The organism is Methylophilus rhizosphaerae (genome assembly GCF_900100975.1).
Lineage (GTDB): Bacteria > Pseudomonadota > Gammaproteobacteria > Burkholderiales > Methylophilaceae > Methylophilus > Methylophilus rhizosphaerae.
On sequence record NZ_FNFX01000004.1, the window covers coordinates 226,560 to 247,546 of the forward strand.

The window sequence follows — 20,987 nt, forward strand, 5'->3', positions numbered from 1 at the left end:
TAGAATGAACTTTCCTTATCCACCATCACGAAGGAGGCAGGTATGTTTTTAGGAGCGATCGGAATCTATGCGCTGATTGGTGTTGTTGCCGTGATTTGCATCGTTTTGTATGCGTTCGCAAAAAAGGTGAAATAACGGAGTCAATACAAAAAAGCCCCTCGATGGGGCTTTTTTATTGGTTACTGAATCAGTTCATGCCAGCTTTGCTTGGTGCCATAACTGCCATTACTTTTTTGCTTGAAGATCGTCCCGGTCTTGCCTGTACCGGAAAGCCCGAACACCTGGTCATCCAGACTCAACTGCTGCGGGGTCGGATCATTACTGCCGGTCACCACCACATGCGGGATGCCATTGCCGTCATACACAATATTAAAACCCACGGCCGGTGTCAGCATGCGCTCCGAAACGATGCCGCTTGGTAATAGCGAACCGCCTTTTTTATAATCAAAATAATTGAACCAGCCATAACCGGCACCGCTGCAGGCCTGGCTGGTCGGCACCAGTGTTGGCATCAGCAGCACACCGTTCAGCAATAAAGGATCCAGATTCACGCGCTCACCCGCCGGGAAATCCAGAAACCAGCCAAAGCCATTATCAAAATTCACATTGGCAGGAGAGGTGACTTTACGGTCACCAGTCAGGTCTTGCTGCACCAACTGATTACGTCCTATCGCAGTAGACTGGCCATTATCTTTAAAAACATACACTGAGTTTTGCGGGGCATTGGTCAAGTCAGCAAGTTCCAGAAATTTACCGGTCCCTATCATCACTACCTTGTTATTATCCACTTTACCCAATTCAGGCTGGGTGGTAATTTTTTGTGGACTGCCTCCTCCATCAAACGTGGCAATCCTTGTGACCGCACCGGTATTAATATCAAACCGCCAGACATTCCCGTTTAAATCGCCACCATAAACATTCAATGCCATATTACTTTCAAACATCTGATCTGCGTATGCCGCGATTTTCGCTAATCCGCTTGGAGCACCCGGCTCACCTGACCCGGTGGAAAGTGCCGTTCTGACCTGCATGCCAGTATTTGCATCCAGTACATACAAATAACCACCCCCATCCCCTGCCGGACTGTTATTCACATAACTGCCATCATTGAGCTTGCGCGCATAGGTACCATTGTTATAGCCGGAAGTCACCAGGACGACCCAGCGACCATCCTGCATTTTGGTCACCACAGGATTGCCGAAGCTATAGCCAAGATTGCCGTTCAACCCAGCACCAGCATAAAACTCCCACAACAAGGTTGGCGCAGTCGGGTCAGTCACATCAAGCGCAAAATAGCCCCGCCCGCCACCATTCAGGCCAGAAACCAGGATGGTGCGCCAGACGGCACTGCTACCACTACAACCCGAGACGCAGATATCACTGATGACAGGGCTGCCATTGACATAGTTGGTGTGGTAATTCGCACCATATTCCTTATCGGCCAGGTTGGCCAGGTTGGCAATCACAGGTGTCGGAATAAATGCCCACAACTCCTCACCTGTCGTTGCATTAAACGCATGTAACATACCGTCATTGGCGCCTACATATATGGCCGGCAGACGGCTTTCCATCGAGGTTTTGTAAGCTTTGTAATTCGCGTCCAGGTATCCCGCATTTGAGACTTTAAAATAGGCCGGACGCGACTGCGAAATATCCCCCAGCGTGGCCTGCCGCTCGCGGAACAAGCGGTTTTCATTCACCGTATTCAGGCTGGAATCTTCATAGGTTTTCCTGCCACGCAAATAATCCACCAGCTTGCCCACCTTGTTGGCATCAGTGATTTTAGGATCTGTAGCAGGCAAGCCCTGCATCTGGCTCAATGCTGCATAGCCATCGGCAAGCGCATCGCGGTGCCGGGCGGGTAAATTATCTGCAGTAAAAGGCACCAGCGCATTATTCAGGTTAAAGTAAATCTTGCGACCATTGACATTGGCTGCCTGTGTCTGCAGGCGCCCGGTACAACTGTTGGCAATTTCCACATAACACGACGTCGGTTCACTCAATCCTAATGCTTCGCCCAGATTACCTTTGGCGCTGCTGCAATCCTCGTCAGTGGAATTCACGGTCTTGCAGTAAAACTTGCCATCTGCGCTATATTGCGTCGCCGGGGATGAGCAGGCCTCAGCCGCGACATTCTCTATACACCAGACAGCCGTTGCTGAGGTATCCAATGTTTTGACATCTACCGTACGTGCCTCCAGGTTGCCCGTCCACTTCACGGTCTGATAACTAGCCACATATTGGAAGTTATCCCCATTGGTGGGTGCCAGGCTGCTGGCAGCAGCAGCGGCACTCGCGCCTTGCACGGACTTGATTTCGGACAGGCCTTTTGCCAGTGACTCCCGCAACAACTTGGGATTGCTGGCACTGTAATACGTGCCACCAGCGTTTACAGCTGCATGCCATAAGTCATCAATACGGGTACCATCTTCAGCCTTGATGGGGTCTGGCCAGTTTTTCTGCATGGGACTGGAATTGAGGTCCTTATAATCCCCGGCAACCTGGCTCTTATAGTCATCGGTATACACCAGCGTACCGTCTATACCCAGACCCAGCGTCATGGTCACCATATTCTGTTTCGGATAGTCGCTGGCCGTTCCGCAAACGGAAGAGCCCAGGCCACCATTGCAATTTGACAATGCACTATCCCGGATATCGGTGTCATAAAAATATTTAGCCGTATCCGCCAACGTATTGGATTTTTTACTGCTATCCAGTTGAGGAGGGGAGGTATCCGTGCCGTCCATGTCACCAATCGCAGCACCGTTGATACGGGTGGGATTACTGGTATCGTTCCAGTAGCCATCCGTCGTTAACAGTGCAAAGTTGGATTGGCAGGCGTACTGCATCGGATCATCATTACCCAGTGTTTTTTTACCGGCAAAATGCCGCCCCACACTCGATAATGCAGTACGTAGCGGCGTGCCGCCACTGGCAGAGACCGCAAACAGTTTTTTATACCAGGCTTGTTTCTGGTCGTTGTCGAAAGGGGCGATGGTCAGGTAGTTGGAACCCGGGCTGTTAATGGTCACCAACCCGACCCGGTAACGGGAATCCAATGCCTTGAATGCCTGGCTGGCTGCCGTTTTCATGGACTGCATGCGGGTGCGGTAATAAGCCCACCAATTGGCATAATTGGTCATTTCTTCGTTATAGGTACAGATGGTCGAACTGGCACAATCTGTTCTGTCCACGCCTTTCACGATTTTCCCCGGTGCCGTATAAATATCATCGGTACTGACAATTTGCTTGTACACCAGGCTACCGGGAATATCGTTAGTCGTATCCGTTGTCAGTTGCGCGGTGTAAGTTCCACCCGTCATGGTGACCTGAATCGGTGTTGAAGGGTCAACCGGCTCGCCGGCAGGCGTCACGATCGTGAGCACACTGCCACTTTGGCTGACTGTATTACCGCTCAGATTGCAATTACCACGTAAGGAGCCCTGGCAAATGTAAAGGGAACCGCTCAGCAACACGGCTAAACCACTGCTGCTATTCGAAGAAGCAGCTTGTGCCAGAATCTCAATATTATTGATTTTGATACTCTGCACAGAAACATTGCTGAAACTGCTGCCGGTCTTGGTCAGCGTCAATTTGTAGGTCGACATTGGCCGACGCAAATTGGTATACGTATTGCCATCATTCACGGTAGCGCTGGCGTTACGGATTTTCTGGCAACGCATGGAAGCCGTTGTCAGCTGGCGGCGGGTGGCCGCCTGGCTGGTATTACACCAGCGGATGTCAGCGGGATAAGGATAATCGGTTGTCTCTGTTTTTGAAATCACACAACTGGTCAGGCCCGGTGTAGAGCAAAACTCTCCAGGCACAAACGCATAGTAGAACGCCTTGGTCCTGAGGTCTGTCTTGCCATTTTTAATGGCGCCTGACTCATTTACCTCATTTGCCACGGCGTTGAATGTGGTCTGGTTCGCCATACTCACGCCCTGATAAGTGAGTGGCGGACTATATTGCACTTCCGGGTCATAATATTGGGTGTTGTAATCGGCGTTACTGAATAGCCAGTCCGAAGATGAATCCGCCCAGTCAGGCGCATAATCCCAGGCCATACTGCCAGAATTATCCAGTACAAACATCAGGTTAGGCTTCACATCCGAACTACCCGAGGTCTGTAATGGCATGGTTGCCAGATCCAGGAATTCGGCCTGCAACACGCCGGGCAACAATAATCCAAGACAGGTCAACAGGCGCATCCAGTAGGTGTGTGTCATGGTTCCGGCCTTTAGTTGGAAATAAAGGATTGCATAAACGTTAAGGTGTTTTTTGGCCCGGCAATGCGGATCGTGACCCGGTATAACGGGGAGTCCGAGCTGGAAATACAGCGTTTGAATAGTTCAAGATTAGTGACGTTATGCGAGCAGTTTTCGCCATTATTGGGTGAGCTGGCCATCATGCAGCGCGAGGCATCGCTTTTCGCCGTGCCGGCATTAATTTCCGCCTCGCTGTAGTTGCACATGCGTTCAACCACATAGCGGATTTCGTTACCCTGCCTGTCGCTGCCATTGCGGATTTCATCATTGCCATCGGTCTGGCTGGGCGCCAGGCTGCTGTTGCTATCACTCCACGCCATGGTCGTTAAGGTGTTGCCATCGCAGACCAGAGCATCAGGCTGGGTATCAAACCGGCTGCAATTGGCATAATAGCCAACCTGCGGGTTATGTTTAATGCTGTCGGCCAGAGCCACTTTCTTGGCAATATTTTCAGCGATGCCTTCCAGGGCCACATTGGAGGCGGTCCCGGCAGACTGCCTGAATACCATATTGCCGGACAACAAGGCATTGGTATCGACACTGCGGATTAACGCAACGGCCGCAATTGACATCACCGCCAGGGCCAGTAAGGCAAAAAACAATACCAGCCCGCGTTGCAGGCGGGTGGACGTGCCTTTCATAGGTGATATCAGCTTATAGCGCATCGCGGTTCCAGAGGATATTCCTGAGCGGGATTGTGACTTCAAACGTGCGGTAGCGGTAACGCTGCCAGTCAGCAATATGGCTTAAATTGACATTGGCAGGCGTGGCATCCTCTCTCCAGATACATACTTTGCTGACGCCTGTTGCGGTACCTGTGCATGGCTGGCTGACAATATTCTTCTGCAGGTTGCCATCCCTGGCGACCACCGCCACGCGGATGGCCCGGATGCGGTTCCTGTCCTGCAAACTCATGGCCGGCCCAAAGTCTCCGGTGGCATCGGTCCACAGGTCGACGCGATTCAAATACGCGGCGGCAGTGGTTGCAGTAGAAGCTGCATCCAGGGTGGTGGCCACCCCATACTGTGCCTGCAATGCCACGATATCGCTGGCAACCGGTATGGCAGCGCTGTTGGGGAAAGGCGTTGCGCTGGAAATTCCACCTGTCCTGGTGAGTTCAGCAGCGGCATTCACTGTGTATTCATACTGGTTCCATGCACCCAGGCATGAAAAACGCACCCAGTCCGCCCCGTTCAGGTCGGTCACCGGGCTGGCAGTGGGTACCGTATTCAGTTCAGCCAGGGCGTTGATGGTACGGTCAGGGTTGAGTTTTTGCAGCCGCGCCATGCTGCAGTTCGGGCTGGCGGGTGTTTGGTGGAACAGCACGATATCATTTTCCTGACAGCCAATCAGGCGTCCATCCAGCGAAGGCGCAGACATCAGCCCGGTCGCACGCATCGATGCCCCGCCGCCGGCAGGATTACCGTAACGGATGCGCACGATATCCTGGCCGGTGTCGCCATCGACAATCACTACCGGTGACAGGTTGATCAGCACGCCTGCCTGATTAATGGAGGTATCGATGGGACAGAGTAATGGCGAAGGGTCCGCACTGTTATACAGAGGCAAGCCGTACCCCGCATTTTGTGCATCGCGCTGGATGTAATACAAGGCAAGCACACCGCTGGACTGGGCATCTGCGCCGCCGGCAATCATGCGTTTACGCGCTTCAAAACTACTGAATACATTGCTGATCGCCAGCGTTGCCACCAGGCCAATCAGGATGCCGACCAACAACTCGATCAGGCTCATACCGGCCTGGCGATGTTTGCTGCGTCGTGGGGGCATGTAAGGGAATGTATGCATCATGGCATCACATCAAACAGATAACTGGAAGCACTCACCTGGTGCGGGTTACCACCCGGCACCTGCCAGCCGACCGTGACCGTAATCATGCTGTTGGTGATGGCAGAAAAGGTCAAGCTGCCATTCGGCAACTGCGCTTGAATGCGGCTACGATCCACCTGACTGACATAGGTAGCGGCATCGCTGCCAGAGGCCATCATATTGGCCAGCTGCGTCTGCGCAATCAGTTGCGCTTCGGCACGGTAACGATTGTCACTGCTGTTTTTGAGCATCGCCGTCTGTAACCCGATCAGCGCCAGCACGCCCATGCTGAAAATCACGACCGCCACCATGGATTCAATCAATACCGAACCACGCTGTGCTACGGGATGGCGGAGGGTAGCTTGCCTTTTCTGCACTCTGCCTAGCATGTCCTGGCATCCCCCGCGGTGGTGACGGCAGGATCGCATACGCGCGCATAGCCGCCTGCGGCCAGTAAAATGCGCAACTGCCTGCGCTCCTGTTCATTTACCTGGGCATTACTCACATCCACGCGTGAGAGCCCGGCATCCGTCGCCGGGTCACGCGTGCCAAAACCGGTAAATACTGCCGTGTAGTAGTCAGCCGTCACGGCAATATTGCCGGAAGCGCCTTCTGACGCACTTTTCTGGCTGATAAGCGCCGGACAGCTGGTGGTCTCTGTTTCGCAGCCAAATTGCCAGGCACTGCTGGTGGCCAGGGTGAACTTGATTTTGGCATTGCGTTTAATGGCTTCCATGCGTGCCTGCTGCAAGCCATTGTGGATAGATTCCGCCACAGTTCGGATCTGGGCATTGCCAATCGCGGTCTGGAAGGCAGGAACCGCCAGCATGGATACCGCCATTAACACCACGACGGTCACCACCAGCTCAACCAGTGTAAAGCCGCGCTGAGTCACGGTCAGCAACTTCCCGAAGAGGAGGTCAGCCAGCAACTACTGCCCACCGTGCCATCATATTTCGAGGTTTTGGCATTGTCCTGGTTGACGGTAAATTCAAAGTTATCCATATTCTGCGCGGCTCTCCCGCTCGCTTTCAGGGTATAAGTAGTCGCCGTCTGGTTATCGACTGAATAATCGAAAAACCTGGCATCCGCAGGCTGGCAAGTAAAGCCGGCATAGGTGAAATTATCCTGGTAGAACTGTTCTGCCTGCACGCGGCAATTGGCCAGGTTGGCAGGTGCTTCTACCGCGTTGCCGCTTTTGATGTAATCCTGGTAGGCCGGCATGGCAATACTTGCCAGTATGCCCATGATGGCGACCACCACCATCACTTCAATCAGGCTGAACCCTTGTTGCGCTGAGCGTTGCATATTCACACCTCTTTTATGGTGCCTTTATCATGCAAATGGATGCAGGGAATGTCCAGCACCAACCGACCAATGGCGACCCCTGGCCGACGAATGGTCAGGCCACCCGGCATGAAGTGGCTGGCGGTTTAATGCTAAAATGCCGGTCTACTGATATCGGATGGTGGATTATGCTTTCCCTCTGGACACGATTCCTGGCGCTTGGCCTGCTGCTCGCACAATTGACTGCATGTGGCCTGAAGGGGGATTTATATATTCCCGAACGTCAATATCCTCAACAACCTCAACAAAAAACCTCTGCATCGTGACTGCTTTTAATCTACAGAATGGTTTGCTGCATGCCGAAAATGTAGCGCTGCGTACTATCGCACAAACGCACCAGACCCCCACCTACGTGTATTCCAAAGCGGCACTGACGCAGACATTTGCGCGTTTCCAGTCCGGCTTGCTGGGGCACGACCACCTGATATGTTTTGCCGTCAAAGCCAACCCCAGCCTAGCCATCCTCAATCTGTTTGCACGCCTGGGTGCGGGGTTTGATATTGTGTCCGGCGGCGAGCTGGCACGCGTCATTGCCGCTGGTGGTGACCCGAAAAAAGTGGTGTTTTCCGGCGTGGGTAAATCGCATGCCGAAATCCGTGCGGCGCTGGAAGCCGGCATTTTCTGCTTCAATGTCGAGTCCGCCAACGAATTGCAGCGTATCCAGCAAGTCGCCGCAGAGATGGGCAAGACAGCGCCGGTTTCCCTGCGCGTCAACCCGAATGTCGACGCCAAAACACACCCGTATATTTCCACCGGCCTGAAAAACAACAAGTTTGGCGTGGCGTTTGAAGACGCGCTGGATTTATACAAACAGGCCGCCCAAATGCCGAATATTGCCGTGCATGGCATTGACTGCCATATCGGCTCGCAGATTACCGAGCTATCGCCGTTTCAGGATGCGCTGGACAAAGTGCTGGGCCTGGTTGACGCGCTGGCTGCGGAAAACATTCATATCCAGCATATTGATGTGGGTGGCGGCGTGGGCATTACTTATGATGATGAAACGCCCCCTGATTTCGGTACGTATACCGCCGCGATCATGCAAAAACTGTCAGGCCGCGGCGTCAAGGTCTTGTTTGAACCCGGCCGCGCACTGGTAGGCAATGCCGGTGTGTTACTGACTAAAGTGGAATACCTGAAACCAGGTGAAACCAAAAATTTTGCCATTGTCGATGCCGCCATGAATGACTTGATGCGTCCGGCGCTGTATGACGCCTATCACAACATCACCACCATTGCACCATCCACCGCGGCAACACAAACCTATGAAGTGGTCGGGCCAGTGTGTGAAAGTGGCGATTTCCTGGGGCATGACCGTGCCCTGGCGATAGAGGAAGGCGATTACCTGGCAATTCACTCCGCCGGTGCTTATGGCATGAGTATGGCCAGCAACTACAACACGCGCGCACGTGCGGCCGAGGTGCTGGTCGATGGAGATCAGGCACATGTGATTCGTGAGCGTGAGCAGATTACCGACCTGTTTAAACTGGAGCGCACGCTGCCATAAAGCAATATTATCCGCCGATAAACGCAGATGCACGCCGATAAAACGGCTTTTTACGACAGAAACGCGGAGAAATCTCAGACAGTTCAGGAAACGAACCGAGTTATCCGCTCACCTGGAGTCAGACTTGCTTGCCCTGATCGGCGTTTATCGGCGGATAATTAAGAATTTAGTTTTTATTTGCCCACCAACACCCTAATCAAAAATCACCGTCTTGTTCGCATAGAGCAGAATCCGGTGCTCAATATGCCAGCGCACCGCTTTTGACAGCACCACGCGCTCCAGGTCACGCCCCTTCTGGATCAGGTCTTCCACTTGGTCGCGATGCGAAATGCGTGCAATATCCTGCTCGATAATCGGCCCTTCATCCAGCACTTCAGTCACATAATGGCTGGTCGCGCCTATCAGTTTCACGCCGCGTTCAAAGGCGCGGTGATAAGGACGCGCACCGATAAAGGCCGGCAGGAAAGAATGGTGGATATTGATGATTTTCTGTGGGTAACGTGCGACAAAATCGGGGGAAAGAATCTGCATGTAGCGCGCCAGCACAATCAGATCAATCCCATACTGGTCGAACAGTGCAAACTGCTGCGCTTCCACCTGGGCTTTACTGTCCTTGGTCACCGGCAGGTAATGGAAATCGATGCCATAGAATACAGCCAGTTTTTCGGTATCGCGGTGATTGCTGATAATCAGTGGGATATCACAGGCCAGTTCACCGCTATGATGCCTGTGCAACAAATCTACCAGGCAGTGGTCATATTGCGAAACCATCAGTGCCATGCGTGTTTTCTGCTCGGAAAGCCTCAGTTGCCAGGTCATGCCGAAGCGTTGTGCAATCGGGCCGAATGCCTGATCGAAGCCCGCTACAGGCACACTGAAATTGCTGAGGTCCCATTCTACCCGCATTAAAAACAGATTATTTTCCGCATCCTGATGCTGGTCTGCGTGTAAAATATTGGCATTGTGTTCGTACAAAAATTGCGCAATCGCCGCCACAATCCCTTTGGTATCCGGGCAGGTAATCAGCAAGGTAGCAGTGTTTTTCATAACAATCGACGTCATAGCTAGCGACAAAACGCCGATTATACCTGATGCCCGACTGCCCTTGTGATTGACCACAGGTTTAACAGCAGGCACACGCACAGCAAATGCAACAGCTGCCATTACGGAATTGATTTATGCAAACCAGGACTACACCCGAGATCGTACTCGCCAACCCGCGCGGATTCTGCGCCGGGGTTGACCGCGCCATTATCATCGTCGAACAGGCGCTGGAAAAATTCGGCGCCCCTATCTACGTGCGCAACGAAGTCGTGCACAATAAATTCGTGGTCGGGCAGTTACGCGCAAAAGGCGCGATTTTCGTCGACGAACTGGAAAAGATTCCGGCAGGCAATATTGTCATTTTCAGTGCGCATGGCGTCTCCAAAGCAGTACGCGCGGAGGCAGAGGCCCGCGGACTGACCGCCTATGATGCCACTTGCCCACTGGTGACCAAGGTGCATATCGAAGTAGCCAAGATGCGCAAAGATGGCCTGGAAATCATTATGATAGGCCACAAAGGCCATCCTGAAGTGGAAGGCACCATGGGTCAATCAGAAGCGGGCGGCATGTACTTGGTGGAAACGCCGGAAGATGTGGCAGCCCTGCAAGTCGCCGATCCTGACAAACTAGCTTATGTAACCCAGACCACGCTGTCGGTGGACGATGCCACACAAGTCATCAATGCGCTGAGAGCACGCTTCCCAAGCATTAAAGCCCCAAAAAGCGATGATATTTGCTATGCCACGCAAAACCGCCAGGATGCAGTCAAAATCATGGCCAAAGATTGCGACCTGGTGATTATCGTCGGCTCACCCAACAGCTCCAACTCCAACCGTCTGCGTGAAGTAGCCAAAAATCAGGGCGTGGAAGCCTATATGGTGGATAACGCCAGCCTGCTGGACCCGGCATGGCTGGCAAACAAACAGAAAATCGGCATCTCCGCCGGCGCCTCTGCGCCTGAAGTATTGGTACAGGAAGTCATTGCAGCATTAAAAAACATGGGGGCTGCCCAGGTGGAAGAGCTGCAAGGCGTCGTGGAAAACGTGGTATTCCAGTTACCCAAGAACCTGGCGAATGCGGAGAAACGTCCGCAAAACCAACCCTGATCAAGCGCAACGGACATAGCGCCTTGCCCGCGCGCTATCCGTTACCGTATCCACATCCATAGCGACAGCCAAAAAAATCCCAGGCGCCAAGGCCTGGGTGCAAGCAATATTCTCCGGTAAGGAGAATCGGGGAAGATTACCCGTTGTTACCTACCAACAACAATTAGAGATCGCAAGAACCGCCTCATGCATCAAGCAATCAGGGGGTCACCGATTATTTAGCATCAACCGTGCCAACCCTTCGCTTCCTTCAACCCGTTCATTTACAAAGGGTTCTGCCAGCCCTTAGAGGCAAGCGGGTGAAAAATGGCTGTTTTCAACCACCACTGTGGTTTTTAAAAACCAGGCCGAGCGTTAGCTTAAGCACGACGACGGCGCTCGTCGGTAAACCAGGGAAATAAAAGCGGCAATAGCAACAGCGTAAACAGGGTGGCGGTGACCAGCCCGCCCACAATCACCACCGCAAAAGGCCGCTGTGTTTCAGAGCCGATACCATGCGATAAAGCCGCCGGCATCAACCCCAACCCGGCCATCAGGGCTGTCATCAGGATAGGGCGTAGCCTGGCGACTGCACCCTCCACAATGGCTTCACCGAGCTGCTTGCCTTCGCGCAGCAGATGCTTCATTTGCTCGACCATGATCACGCCGTTCTGCACGGAAATCCCGGCCAATGCGATAAACCCGACCGCCGCCGACACAGAAAGGTGCAAGCCCGCCAAGGCCAGCCCGCCAAGGCCGCCCACTAGCGCAAACGGGATCATCAGCAATACCAGCAAGGCATTCTTGACCGATTTGAATGCCCAGAACAGCAGTACAAAAATCAGCAATACCGACAACGGTACAATCACCATCAGGCGCTTCATGGCCCGCTGCTGGTTTTCAAACTGCCCACCCCAGGTCATGGTATAACCAGGCGGCAACTTCACCTGCTGTTTAACCTTTTGCATCGCGTCCTGCACAAAACTGCCCTGGTCCCGGTCCGTGATATTGGCCTTGATGGAGACAATGCGTGCTCCGGCCTCACGGCTGACGCGTGATGCGCCCTGCTTGATGGTGACATCGGCCACTTCGCTGAGTGGAATGCTGCCATTGCCATTTGGCAACGCAATCGGCAGGTCATCAATATCATCCACAGAATCGCGGTACGTTCTTTCCAGGCGCAATGTCACATCAAAATGGCGGTCACCATCGTAAAAAGTGTTGGCCGCATTACCCGCCATCGCGGTTTGCACGGTACTGTTCACATCCTCCACCATCAGGCCATAGCGCGCCAATTGCCTTCGATTCAAGGTGATATCCAGTTCGGAGTTACCGGAAATCCGCACGGCGGCCACGTCAGTCGCGCCTTTCACGGTATTCATGACAGTGACAACCTCGGCTGCCTTCTGCTCAAGAATGGACAAATCCGGGCCGAAAATCTTAATGGCGATTTCACCTTTCACCCCTGAAAGCGCTTCTTCCACACTATCCTGAATCACCTGCGAAAAGTTGGTCGGCACGCCCGGAATTTCATGAATCCGGCGTGACATATCCTTGATCAGGCTTTCCTTGTCCGGAAAGTGCCACGCGTTGTGCGGCTTGAGATCCGCCAGGATTTCCATATGGTAAGGACCTTTGGGGTCTGTGCCGTCATCCGGCCGCCCGACGTGCGAGACGACCAGCCTGACTTCCTGGTAGCTGTTGAGGATTTGCCTGATATGCCGCTCGACTTCCTTGGTTTTTTCCAGGCTGGCCGAAGGCGGTAAATCCACGGTCAGCCAGATATTGCCTTCATCCAGCTTGGGCAGGAATTCAGAGCCGAGCATGGGAGCCGAGATCACGGATACGGCCAGGATCGCCACTGAAACCAGCACCACCAGTTTTCTGGAGTGGTTGCTCCTGAGCAGGATTTTCCTGTAGGCCAGCTGGATACGGTGCATCCATTCGCTATGTTTTTCCGCCATGTCCTCACGTTTCATGGTGTAGGAAAGCAAGGCCGGCACCAGTGTCAGCGTCAGCAGGATAGCGCCAAGCAGGGCAAAACTCAGGGTAAACGCCATCGGTGAAAAGATTTTGCCTTCCACGCGCTGGAAGGTGAAAATCGGCAGAAAAGCGGTAATGATGATGGCCTTGGAAAACAGGATAGGGTGGCCCATGTCAATTGCGGTACTTTTCAGCGTCTGCATACGCCAGGCCAATCCGGATTGGGCGTCAGTTTCCGCCAGCGCCAGCCGCACCATCAACGCTTCCACCAGCACCACCGCACTGTCGATGATGATGCCGAAGTCCACTGCACCGAGCGAGATCAGGTTGGCAGATACGCCACGCACATCCATGATAATAAATGCGAACAGCAGTGATAACGGAATCACTGACGCCACAATCAGGGCCGCGCGCCAGTTACGCAGGAAAACCACCAGGATGGCCACCACCAGCAAGGCACCCACCACCAGGTTTTCCGATACGGTATGCACGGTATGGTCCACCAATCCGGTACGGTCATAGAACGGCACCACTTTCACGCCAGCTGGCAGGGTCTGGTTAACCTGTGCGACCTTTTCCCGCAAGGCTTCAATGACTTTGGCCGCGTTCTGGCCCTTGGTCATGAGGATGATGCCTTCAATAATGTCGTCCTGCTGGTTAAACGACACGATGCCAGAGCGTGGCCGCTCACCGACTTCCACCTGGCCCAGGTCGCCCACCAGAATCGGTTTGCCATCGCGGGTATCCACCACAGACTGGGCGATGTCATCCACACTGCGATACAAACCAATACCACGCACCACCAGCGATTCATCGCCACGATGCATCAACCCGCCGCCAACATTGCCGCTGTTATTACCCACGGCCCGGTTGACCTGATCGATACTGATGGCGAATTTTTTCAGCAAATGCGGATCCAGCCTGACCTGGTACTCCTTCACCGCCCCGCCAAAACTGGTGATATCGGCCACCCCGGGCACCATGCGTAACTGCGGAATGATTTTCCAGTCTTGCAGGGCACGTACTTCACGCTGCGGCATGTCCTTGGGCGCTTCCACCAGGTAGCGGTAAATTTCACCAACCGCCGTGGTCAGCGGTGCCAGTGTCGGTTGCAGGCTGCTTGGCAAACTCACGCCTTGCAGCCGCTCCAGCACTTGCTGCCGCGCGAAATAATCTTCGGTATGCTCGGAAAATGTCAGCGTGACCACCGACAGTCCGGTAATGGACACCGAACGGATTTGCGCCAACCCGGGCACACCGCTCATGCCATGCTCAATCGGCAACGAGACCACCCGCTCCACCTCTTCAGGCGCCATGCCGGGTGACTGCGTCACAATCACCACGTGCACATCTTCCACATCAGGGAAAGATTCTATCGGCAGGTTCTGCACCGCAGCCCAGCCGAATATCATCAATACCACCGCACCAATCAGCAAAAATACGCGCTGCTGCAAAGAAAAAGTGATTAACCCTTTTAACATCTTCGGCTCTCGATTATCTGGGAAATGGCGGGTTATGGATTCACTGACAGTTCCGAGTTGAGCAGGATGGCACCGCCCGTGACGACTCGCTCACCGGCTTTCAGGCCAGCCTGTACCGTGGCGTACTCCCTGCGCTGCACATCCAGCGTGACTTTGCGCTTTTTAAAATGCAGGGGACGTTCTTCAACAAACACATAGCTGAATAAACCCTCCGTAATCAGCGCGCTATTGGGCAGGCGGATCACCTTATGCTGACTGTTATCCAGCGGCGTAATACGTGCGTACATTTCCGGCTTGAGTTTGCCTTTGCTCTCGACCACACAGCGCACCGGGATACGGCGTGTGGCCGGGTCCACCATCACACCTATGGTTTTCACTTCGCCATTAAAAATCTCATCCGGGTACGCATCTACCTGCACCGTCACTTTCTGGCCTTGAGAGATGCGGCTTAACTCACGTTCTGGCAAATCAATACTGGCCCACAGATTGACCGCATCGGTAATGATAAACAGGGGATCAGCCGCATCCGGCCTGACCTCACTGCCCGGATTGATTTTGCGGTCAACCACCACGCCGCTGATAGGTGCGCGCAAGGAATACAAGTCATTGGCGTGGGTGGAGACACCCAGGTTTTTCAACCGTGCTGAAGCCCGGTCAGATTCGGCACGCGCAGATGCCCAGTCGGCCTGCGAAGTTTCTACTTCTTTTTTTGCCAGCACGCCGCCTTCCATCAGCATGCGGTTACGGTCCAGTACCTGCTGCGTGCGCTGCAGATCCACTTGCGCCTTGCGGGCATCGGCCACCGCGCCGCCCACATCCGGGGAATCCATCACCAGCAAGGGTTGGCCTGCCTTGACCTGGTCGCCCACTTGCGCCTTGATTGTCACAGCCCGGCCAGCGACCGGTGAAAACACGCGGGCGGTGCGGTTTTCATCAAAAATGATCTTGCCGTTCAATGGCTCGGTGACCGGCACCGGAATCTCGCTCACCGCTTCGATTTTCAGGCTGGCCATCTGCGGCGAGCTGGCCGTCAGGACAATTTCATCCATTGCTTTTGGCGTTGCCGCAGCCAGCAATGGCGCAGGCAGCCACAGGCTCGCCAGGAGCGCTAGACAAACGGCGCGGGCAGTCACCGGCGCATCAAGGGAAACAGGGAAGTTGTGTGTATGCATTTTTATAATCATGGGATATTAAAGGTCTGGCGGGTGGCAGCCTGCCAGGCAAGCAGGGATTTGGCATAATCGGCCTTGACGCCAGCGGCCTCCAATTGCAGGGCACGCAGAATCCGGGTGGCATCCAGCAAATCCATCACGCTCATGGCGCCATGCTGATAGGCAAAATCGGCCGCATCCGCCGCGGTTTGTGCTTCTGTCAGTATCCCCTGGTCAAAGCGGCGATTCTTATCAATCGCAGCATCCAGGTCAGCTTTGGCCCGCCGCATTTCCGCCAGGGCGGCAGCGCTGACCTGCGCTTTCGCTTCTGTCGCGCTCTGGTAGTCCACTTCAGCCCGGGCGGCTTCGCCTTCATACTGGTAATTGGTAAACAGGGGGATGCTGACCGTCGCACCGACTGTATCGGGCGCAGAGCCAGGCTCCTGCCCGGGGAAATGCTGGTAAGCCAAGGCCCAGGTCACATCCCTGGTTTTTAACGATTCGGCCAGTTTCCTGGCCTGCTGCGCCTGTGTCATGCGCACTTCGGCGGCCTGCACATCAGACCGCTGTGCCAGCCAGTCATCCGCTTCACGGGCAGCAGATTGCGTTCCCGGCGCGGGCCAGGGATCCGCCACATAGAGTTTGGCTGCGTCCTGGTCTTTACCAAGCAAATACGCCAGGGAGGCTTGCGCTTTTTGCAACACGGCCTCTGCCTGGCGCAAATCATTTTTGGCACGCAAGGCATCCACGCGTATCCTGGCCACATCGGCCGAGGCCACATCACCTGCCTTTAGCCGCAACTCGGCAGCCTGCAGGGTTTTCTCATACAACCCGACATTGGCTTGCTGAATCTGCACCGTCTCTTGTGCCAGTTTGAGGTCGTAATAAGCCGTGCCCATTGCCAGCCCCTGCTGGCGATAGGTATCTTTCAAATCAAATTCAGATGCCCTGGCCGCATTTTCAGCCACCGATGCACGCAACTCACGCTTGTTGCCGCGTTCAAATAACTGGCTGACCTGTACCGTATTGTTATAGGTTTTGTCCCAGAAACCGTTTGCCCCACTCTGGTTGGGATTGCCCTGGCCACGGTTAAGGTTGTAACTGGAGAAACTGTAGGAGAACACCGGATTTGGCCGCTGGCCGGCAATAATGGTATCGGCTTCTGCCGCCTGCACCGAGCGTTTGGCCGCCAGCAATTCGCGGCTATACCCGGCAAACAGCTGTTCCGCCTGCTGCAGGGTCAGATGATCAAGCGGGATATTTTGCACCTCGACAGGAACAGCATCTTCTGCCTGCAATGGTCGTATCCACACCGCTATTGCTACACAGCAAACGCACCCCAATTGACGCCACACCATGCAGTAGGATTCCCTTAAAATATGCAAATTTTTTCGCCATGATAATACTCAGCCGTGCTTACAACAATCTTTCACTCAATAAGCTTTTATGACATTTTCATTGATGGACAATAGCGGCCACTTTATAGACAATATCCGCATGACTCAGCCATACAAAACCCCTGTCTCCGCCCTCGTGTTGATTCACACGCCCGATTTGCAGGTGCTGCTGCTGGAACGTGCGGATAAAGCCGGTTACTGGCAATCGGTGACGGGCAGCCTGGAGGCGGGTGAAACCCCGACTGATGCGGCCATCCGCGAAGTGAAAGAAGAAACCGGGCTGGAAGCACTGGCTTATGACTTGCAGGACTGGCACGCCAGCAATACCTATGAAATCTACCCGCACTGGCGCCATCGCTATGCGCCTGGCATCACGGAAAATACCGAGCATTTGTTTGGCCTTTGCCTGCCGGCAGCGCTGCCGGTGACGTTGGCGCCAGATGAACACATCAACTATGAATGGCTAGACTGGCGCGAAGCCGCAAAAAAAGTATTCAGCTGGACCAATGTGGATGCCTTGAAAAAACTGGGGGAACACCACCATCTAATACTATGAGTTTATTGGGATAAATCCTGATAGGCGGTAAAATACCATTTTTGTGAAAGCCGGGCTGGGCCCGATGTCTGGAAAGCATGCAAACTGCCACCATCCAATTCGAGAAATTTCAAGCCGCACAAGACGACGACTGCCAGGCGCGCATTCTGGCTGCCCGTCAAAAACTCGGCAAACGCCTGGTCATCCTGGGTCACCACTACCAGCATGAAAGCGTGTACCGCCATGCGGATTATTCCGGTGACTCCCTAAAACTGTCCAAATACTGTGACAGCCTGGATGCCGAATACATCGTCTTCCTCGGTGTACATTTCATGGCCGAAGTGGCAGATATCCTGAGCCGGCCGGACCAGATCGTGGTACTGCCTGACCTGGCTGCCGGTTGTTCCATGGCTGATATGGCCAACCTGGCCAAAGTCGAACGCAGTTACCGCGAACTGAGCAAAGTGCTGAATTTTGACGAAACCATCACGCCCGTTACCTACATCAACTCCGCGGCCGACCTGAAAGCCTTTTGCGGTGAACATGGCGGCATCGTCTGCACCAGTACCAATGCATCGAAAATCCTCGAATGGGGGTTTAGCCAGCGCGAAAAAATCCTGTTCTTCCCCGACCAGCACCTGGGTCGCTGGAGTGGTTACAAAATGGGCATCCCGCTTGAGCAGATGCCGGTATGGGACCCGGACCTGCCTATGGGCGGCCTGACCGAACAGCAGATCAAAGATGCCAAAATCCTGCTCTGGAAAGGCCATTGCTCGGTGCACCAGATGTTCCGCAAACAGAATATCGACCAGTTCCGCGCCCAGCACCCGGATGGCAAAGTCATTTCGCACCCGGAAACGGCATTTGAAGTCTGCATCAATTCAGATTATGTCGGTTCCACCGAATATATCCTGCGCACCGTGAGTGAGGCGGAACCCGGTACCAAGTGGCTGGTCGGCACCGAGCTGAACCTGGTCACCCGCCTGGCGGAGGAAATGAAACCGCAAAACAAACTGGTGCAGTTTATGAGCCATGTGGTGTGTGAATGTTCTACCATGGCGCGTATCGATCCGCAGCACCTGGCCTGGTGCCTGGAAAACCTGGCCGAAGGCAATGTGGTCAACCAGATCAAAGTGCCCGAACACGAAGCCAAACTGGCCAAACTGACACTGGACAGAATGCTGGCGGTCTCCTGATGGCAGTTTGCGCGCTGTGCGCACCATCTGCGCAAGATATCCTGTGGCAAGATGATTTCTGCCGGGTAGTACTGCTCAACGATGCGGATTACCCGGCCTATTGCCGCGTGGAGTTACTGGCACATATCAAAGAAATGACTGACCTGCCCCCGCAGGATCGTGCGCGTACCATGAAAGTGGTGTTTGCCGTGGAAGCAGCGATGCGTGAAGTGATCCAGCCGGACAAAATCAACCTCGCCAGCCTGGGCAATAAAACGCCGCATATGCACTGGCATATCTTGCCCAGATTCGAGAGTGACAGGCATTTCCCCAATAGTCATTGGGGAGAGGCAGTGCGGGATTCCGGCGCGCAACCCCTCAATACAGAAGTGAGAGAGAGGCTGCAAAAAGTGGTCATTGAGCGCGTGGAATGCGCACTTAAAAACTAAGCCGCCTCACTGGGTGAATCACCTTTTCTGCCCCTGGGCGAAAAAGCGCATGTCGCGAGCAGCCAGCCACTAACGCTCCCGCCACGGCGCTACCCTGAACAGTAACAGCATGCCCGGAATCGCCAGCAGGGCGCATACATAAAAAAACTGTTCCCAGCCCAGGGTTTCTACCATGCCCCCCGTCAATGCATTAAATACCGAGCGTGGCACCGCCGACAGGCTGGTAAACAGGGCCAATTGTGTCGCGGTATAAGCCGGATTAGTTTCGCATGCCATATAGGCAACATAGGCGGCGGTACCCAAGCCGACGCCAAAGGCTTCGAAGCCGATCACGAATGCCAGCATGCTGCGCTCAACAGCGCCAATGCCTGCAAATGGCCCGCTGTGTGCCAGCCAGGCAAAACCCAAAACCGACAGAGCTTGTACCACACCAAATACCCATAATCCGCGATTAATGCCGAGCTTGAGCATCCACAGGCCACCGACAAAGGCCCCAATAATTTGCATGACCAGGCCACTGCCCTTGGCGATGGCGCCGATATCGGTTTTGCTGAAGCCCATGTCGATGTAAAACGGCGTAGCGAGCGCGGTGGCCATGCTGTCACCCAGTTTATAGAGCAGGATAAACAGCAATACCCACAATGCATGTTGCCAGCCACTGCGCTGCATGAACTCTTTGAACGGCTCTACCACTGAAGCAAATAGTGTTTTCGGTACGCTGACAATCACTGGCTCCTGTGACCACAAGGTAAAACCGATGCCCGGCAACATAAACAGGCCGACAACCAGGAACACTTGCGACCAGGGCAGGTGATCGGCCAGGATCAGCGCCAGCGAGCCAGGCACCAGGCCGGCAATGCGGTAGGCGTTGACGTGGATGCTATTGCCCAGGCCCAGCTCTTCATCACTTAAAATCTCGCGCCGGTAAGCATCAATGACAATGTCCTGGCTGGCAGAAAATAGCGCGACCAATGTAGCCAACAGCGCAATCGTGGTGATATCGAACTGCGGCTGGAACATACCCAGGCCAATGATGCTCGCCAGCAGGGCCAGTTGCGTGACAAATATCCAGCTGCGGCGGCGGCCCAGCGTCTGCAGCAGCGTATAGCGGTCCATTAACGGTGCCCATAGAAACTTCCAGGTATAGGGCAATTGCATAAAGGCAAACGCGGCGATGGTTTTGAGGTTAAGGCCTTCGCTGCGTAGCCAGGCGGGCAATAGTTGCAGCAACAGATAAAGAGGTAAGCCGGAGCTGAAGCCTAGCGCCACACACATCAGCATGCGGCGAGTGAACAGGGTTTGTGCAATGGTCATGGCGGCATTGTAAACGCTTTTACCTGATCGCTAGTCCCGGGGCAAAAAAAAGCCAACCCTTGCGGGTTGGCCACACTCGGAGATCAATGGTAAAACAAATAGTTAGAGGCTTAACACCCACTGGACGATGGTCTTGATATCTTCGTCCTTCACTTGCGGGCTGTTAGGCGGCATAGGCATATCGCCCCACACACCACCGCCACCGGTTTTCACTTTCTGCACCAGCCTGGCTTCAGCCGTTTTGTCGCCTTTGTACTTGGCAGCAACTTCCTTGTAGGCCGGGCCGACCACTTTTTTGTCTACGCCGTGGCACAGCAGGCAGCCACTTTTCTGGGCCAATGCCTCGGCGCCATTGCCAGCAATCGCTGAAGCCGTGGCCGCCAGTAATGCGGTGGCCAGCAAGGTTTTATTGAATAATTGCATT

General features: G+C 54.2%; 18 protein-coding genes. 6 read left to right on the plus strand and 12 right to left on the minus strand.

The window, feature by feature from the left end; genetic code table 11:
- Positions 1-179: 179 nt before the first annotated feature.
- The 6 genes from BLP53_RS10620 to BLP53_RS10645 are packed head-to-tail and all read right to left on the minus strand — an operon-like array spanning position 180 to position 7,403.
- Positions 180-4,229, minus strand: coding sequence for a pilus assembly protein (locus tag BLP53_RS10620; RefSeq protein WP_091472144.1), 4,050 nt, complete (start codon positions 4,227-4,229; stop codon positions 180-182).
- Between the two features lie 11 nt (positions 4,230-4,240).
- On the minus strand, positions 4,241-4,909 hold the full coding sequence (locus tag BLP53_RS10625; RefSeq protein ID WP_245652804.1) for a hypothetical protein: 669 nt from the start codon (positions 4,907-4,909) through the stop codon (positions 4,241-4,243).
- Positions 4,910-4,922: 13 nt separating this feature from the next.
- Positions 4,923-6,077 (minus strand): PilW family protein, encoded by a 1,155-nt coding sequence (locus tag BLP53_RS10630; RefSeq protein WP_091472146.1) that lies wholly within the window; start codon positions 6,075-6,077, stop codon positions 4,923-4,925.
- On the minus strand, positions 6,074-6,484 hold the full coding sequence (locus tag BLP53_RS10635; protein WP_091472147.1) for a type IV pilus modification PilV family protein: 411 nt from the start codon (positions 6,482-6,484) through the stop codon (positions 6,074-6,076). Before BLP53_RS10635 ends, BLP53_RS10630 begins: the two co-directional genes overlap by 4 nt.
- Positions 6,478-7,026, minus strand: coding sequence for a GspH/FimT family pseudopilin (locus BLP53_RS10640; protein WP_245652806.1), 549 nt, complete (start codon positions 7,024-7,026; stop codon positions 6,478-6,480). The genes BLP53_RS10635 and BLP53_RS10640 overlap by 7 nt, the downstream gene beginning before the upstream one ends.
- Positions 6,993-7,403: a type IV pilin protein gene (locus tag BLP53_RS10645; protein ID WP_091472148.1), complete on the minus strand. Its 411-nt coding sequence runs from the start codon at positions 7,401-7,403 to the stop codon at positions 6,993-6,995. Before BLP53_RS10645 ends, BLP53_RS10640 begins: the two co-directional genes overlap by 34 nt.
- Before the next feature lie 29 nt (positions 7,404-7,432).
- Here BLP53_RS10645 and lptM point away from each other — a divergent pair, with 29 nt between their 5' ends.
- Both lptM and lysA read left to right on the plus strand, forming a co-directional pair.
- Entirely contained in the window at positions 7,433-7,708 is a 276-nt protein-coding gene (lptM, locus tag BLP53_RS10650) for an LPS translocon maturation chaperone LptM (protein ID WP_143001369.1), read from the plus strand.
- Entirely contained in the window at positions 7,705-8,949 is a 1,245-nt protein-coding gene (lysA, locus tag BLP53_RS10655) for a diaminopimelate decarboxylase (RefSeq protein ID WP_176755269.1), read from the plus strand. Before lptM ends, lysA begins: the two co-directional genes overlap by 4 nt.
- Before the next feature lie 192 nt (positions 8,950-9,141).
- Here lysA and purU read toward each other — a convergent pair whose 3' ends face one another.
- Entirely contained in the window at positions 9,142-9,996 is an 855-nt protein-coding gene (gene purU / locus BLP53_RS10660; protein ID WP_091472367.1) for a formyltetrahydrofolate deformylase, read from the minus strand.
- Positions 9,997-10,127: 131 nt separating this feature from the next.
- On the opposite strand from purU, the gene ispH reads away from it, so the two are divergent.
- The gene (ispH, locus tag BLP53_RS10665) at positions 10,128-11,099 is read left to right on the plus strand and encodes a 4-hydroxy-3-methylbut-2-enyl diphosphate reductase (RefSeq protein WP_091472151.1); all 972 of its coding nucleotides are present in this window, start codon (positions 10,128-10,130) and stop codon (positions 11,097-11,099) included.
- A 359-nt stretch (positions 11,100-11,458) separates the two neighbouring features.
- On the opposite strand, the gene BLP53_RS10670 is transcribed toward ispH, so the two are convergent.
- From BLP53_RS10670 to BLP53_RS10680, 3 genes are read right to left on the minus strand one after another with little or no spacing between them, the layout of a single operon-like run.
- Positions 11,459-14,542: an efflux RND transporter permease subunit gene (locus BLP53_RS10670; protein WP_091472152.1), complete on the minus strand. Its 3,084-nt coding sequence runs from the start codon at positions 14,540-14,542 to the stop codon at positions 11,459-11,461.
- 32 nt (positions 14,543-14,574) lie between these two features.
- Positions 14,575-15,714, minus strand: coding sequence for an efflux RND transporter periplasmic adaptor subunit (locus BLP53_RS10675; RefSeq protein ID WP_176755270.1), 1,140 nt, complete (start codon positions 15,712-15,714; stop codon positions 14,575-14,577).
- 8 nt (positions 15,715-15,722) lie between these two features.
- Positions 15,723-17,006, minus strand: a complete 1,284-nt coding sequence (locus tag BLP53_RS10680; protein ID WP_245652808.1) for a TolC family protein — start codon at positions 17,004-17,006, stop codon at positions 15,723-15,725.
- Positions 17,007-17,190: 184 nt separating this feature from the next.
- Here BLP53_RS10680 and nudB point away from each other — a divergent pair, with 184 nt between their 5' ends.
- The 3 genes from nudB to BLP53_RS10695 all read left to right on the plus strand — a co-directional run bounded on the left by nudB (position 17,191) and on the right by BLP53_RS10695 (position 19,249).
- On the plus strand, positions 17,191-17,646 hold the full coding sequence (gene nudB / locus BLP53_RS10685) for a dihydroneopterin triphosphate diphosphatase (RefSeq protein WP_091472369.1): 456 nt from the start codon (positions 17,191-17,193) through the stop codon (positions 17,644-17,646).
- 77 nt (positions 17,647-17,723) lie between these two features.
- Entirely contained in the window at positions 17,724-18,821 is a 1,098-nt protein-coding gene (gene nadA / locus BLP53_RS10690) for a quinolinate synthase NadA (RefSeq protein WP_091472154.1), read from the plus strand.
- On the plus strand, positions 18,821-19,249 hold the full coding sequence (locus BLP53_RS10695; protein ID WP_091472155.1) for an HIT family protein: 429 nt from the start codon (positions 18,821-18,823) through the stop codon (positions 19,247-19,249). Before nadA ends, BLP53_RS10695 begins: the two co-directional genes overlap by 1 nt.
- Before the next feature lie 69 nt (positions 19,250-19,318).
- Here the strand turns inward: BLP53_RS10695 and BLP53_RS10700 are convergent, their stop codons facing one another.
- Complete coding sequence (locus BLP53_RS10700; protein WP_091472156.1) at positions 19,319-20,563, minus strand: AmpG family muropeptide MFS transporter; 1,245 nt, start codon at positions 20,561-20,563, stop codon at positions 19,319-19,321.
- A gap of 102 nt (positions 20,564-20,665) precedes the next feature.
- A complete protein-coding gene (locus BLP53_RS10705) occupies positions 20,666-20,986 on the minus strand; it encodes a c-type cytochrome (protein ID WP_091472157.1) in 321 nt (106 codons plus the stop codon).
- Position 20,987 lies beyond the last annotated feature (1 nt).